The organism is Salinicola sp. (assembly GCF_982684285.1).
On the sequence record NZ_CEXLVS010000390.1, the window covers coordinates 1 to 2,306 of the forward strand.

Here is a 2,306-nt window from a genome sequence, read left to right on the forward strand (position 1 = left end):
AAACTCTCGATGCCTTCACTGCGAAGCGCCTGACAAACCTCAGCCCCAAAGGTTAAGTTAGGGACATAATGATTGTCCATCACATCAAAATGAATGCCATCGGCACCGGCTTCCTCAGCCAGCAGCGCGGCCTGGACCGGGTCGGGATAGCGGGTACCGCGGGCCTGGCGTAGCGTCGCGACGTGGTCGATGTTGACACCCAACTGAATACGAGTAGCGATCATGAACTCGGGCTCCTTGGAGCGGTGAAAGATAAGAGGGCCCAGGCCGGGGACGCGCTCCCCGTCCCGGCGATGGCGAGAGTCAGGCACGCCCCTGGCGACGGCGCTGACTGAGCCGTTGCATCAGCTCCCGGGAGCGTAGCGGCTGGTTGCCGATCAGCGGCGCCAGTGCCGCTCGGGTCAATGCCTTGCTCAGGCCAGCCAGCCCGGACGCGTCCCAGTCGCCGCGCGCCAGCAGCTTGAGGCTGCGGCCATCCCAACCGGGGTGCTGCGCACCGACGGGCATGAAGCGGCGGCTCTCGGCAACGTAGGTGTAGCGGGTGGAGGGATCGAGCGGGCTGTCGTCCGTCTCGAGAAAGATCGGCTCGGCATCCAGTGCCTCCAGCAGGGTGATCTCGAGGCGCCTGAGGCTGGTGGCGCGTTCGGCCGGCCGGGTCAGTCGCTCGATCGTCCAGGCGTAGATGGCGAAGAGATCGCCCGTCGGCAGCCCGACCGGCAGCGCTCGCGTCAACAGCTCATTGGCGTAGAGCCCACAAAGCAAGCCTTCACCGGCCAGCAACACGGCGCTCTGGGTGGTTTCCATCATCCGCAGGCGTTTGAGATCGCCGTCGCCGATCCAGGTCAGATGCAGTGGCGCAAAAGGTTGCAGCTTGGCGCGGGACTTGCTCCCCGCCCGCTGAACGCCCTGGGCGACGGCGCGGATATGGCCGTGCTCCAGCGTGATGACGTCCACCAGGGCGCTGGTCTCCCGATAGGGCCGCTTGTGCAGCAGATAAGCCGGCTGGGGCGTCATGGCCAATGCCTCTTGAGAGGAGCGCGCAGTTCCCTGCTCGAATCAGTTCGTCGATCGGAAGATCGGATCGTCAATCGAGATGCTCGTCAATCGAGATTGTAGCCAAGGCTCTTCAGCGCCCGGTCATCGTCCGACCAACCCCGCTTGACCTTGACCCACAGGTTGAGCATGACCTTGCTGTCGAAAGCGCGCTCCATCTCCTGGCGCGCCTCGATGCCGATCTTCTTGATCCGCTCCCCCTTGTCGCCGATCAGAATCTTCTTCTGGCCCTGGCGCTCGACCAGCATCAACGCGCTGATGTGGATGACCTTGCCCTCGTCGCGGAACTCCTCGATCTCGACGGTCATCTGGTAGGGCAACTCATCACCCAACTGGCGCATGACCTTCTCGCGCACCAGCTCGGCGGCCAGAAAACGCTGGCTCTTGTCGGTGATCTGGTCGTCCGGGAAATAGTGCACGCCTTCCGGCAACCGCTTGGCGACCTCGCCCTCGAGCTCCGGCACGTTGGTACCGTGTTTGGCCGAGATCGGCAGAATGGCGGCGAACTCGCGCCTGGCGGAGAGCGATTCCAGCCACGGCAGCAACGTCGTCTTATCCTCCAGCCAATCGACCTTGTTGACCGCCAGGATCACCGGCGCCTGCACGTGGGTGAGCTTGTCGAGAACGACCTGGTCCTCGTCCGTCCAGCGCGTGCGATCGACCAGGAACACCACACAGTCGACGTCGCGCAGCGCCTGGGTAGCCGCCTGATTCATGAAGCGGTTGATCGCCTTGTTGCGGTCCCGGGTCTGCAGGTGGATACCCGGGGTATCGACGTAGATGAACTGCGCTTCATCGATCGTCTTGATGCCCATGACCTGATGGCGCGTGGTTTGCGGACGCCGGGAGGTGATGGAGATCTTCTGCCCCAGGATGCGGTTCATCAGCGTCGATTTACCCACGTTGGGACGCCCGACGATAGCGACGAAACCACAGCTCTGTGTCATTGGCGCTTGCCCTTTGATGGTTCGAGTTTGGACAACGCAAGCTCGGCGGCTTGCTGTTCGGCGATCCGCCGGCTGGAGCCTTCGCCCAGCGTCGGCGACTCGTCCAGCATGGAGACGTGGCACTCGACGCTGAAGGTCTGGGCGTGGGCGTAGCCCTCCACCGAGATAACCACGTATCGCGGCAGCGCCTGCGGGCGGCGCCCATGGCCTTGGGAAACCTCGCGCTGGGCGGGCTCCTCAACGCGGAGGGAGGAGAGCTGTCGAAGAGCGGCCTGCACCACGCACCTCGCGCCAAGCGGATCATCT

At 63.9% G+C, this 2,306-nt stretch carries 4 protein-coding genes; all 4 read right to left on the reverse strand.

The genetic code is table 11. From position 1 onward, the window contains the following. Positions 1 to 224: pyridoxine 5'-phosphate synthase (locus AC3AYF_RS20235; protein WP_487780289.1), on the reverse strand; the 224-nt coding region annotated here is incomplete at its 3' end. Between the two features lie 79 nt (positions 225 to 303). Then, a complete protein-coding gene (recO, locus tag AC3AYF_RS20240) occupies positions 304 to 1,014 on the reverse strand; it encodes a DNA repair protein RecO (RefSeq protein ID WP_295040843.1) in 711 nt (236 codons plus the stop codon). Between the two features lie 86 nt (positions 1,015 to 1,100). Beyond that, positions 1,101 to 2,000 carry a GTPase Era gene (gene era / locus AC3AYF_RS20245; protein ID WP_149434742.1) on the reverse strand — a complete coding sequence of 300 codons (900 nt, stop codon included), beginning with the start codon at positions 1,998 to 2,000 and terminating at the stop codon, positions 1,101 to 1,103. Then, on the reverse strand, positions 1,997 to 2,306 hold a 310-nt coding region (locus AC3AYF_RS20250), incomplete at its 5' end, for a putative dsRNA-binding protein (protein ID WP_487780290.1). The genes AC3AYF_RS20250 and era, both read right to left, overlap by 4 nt.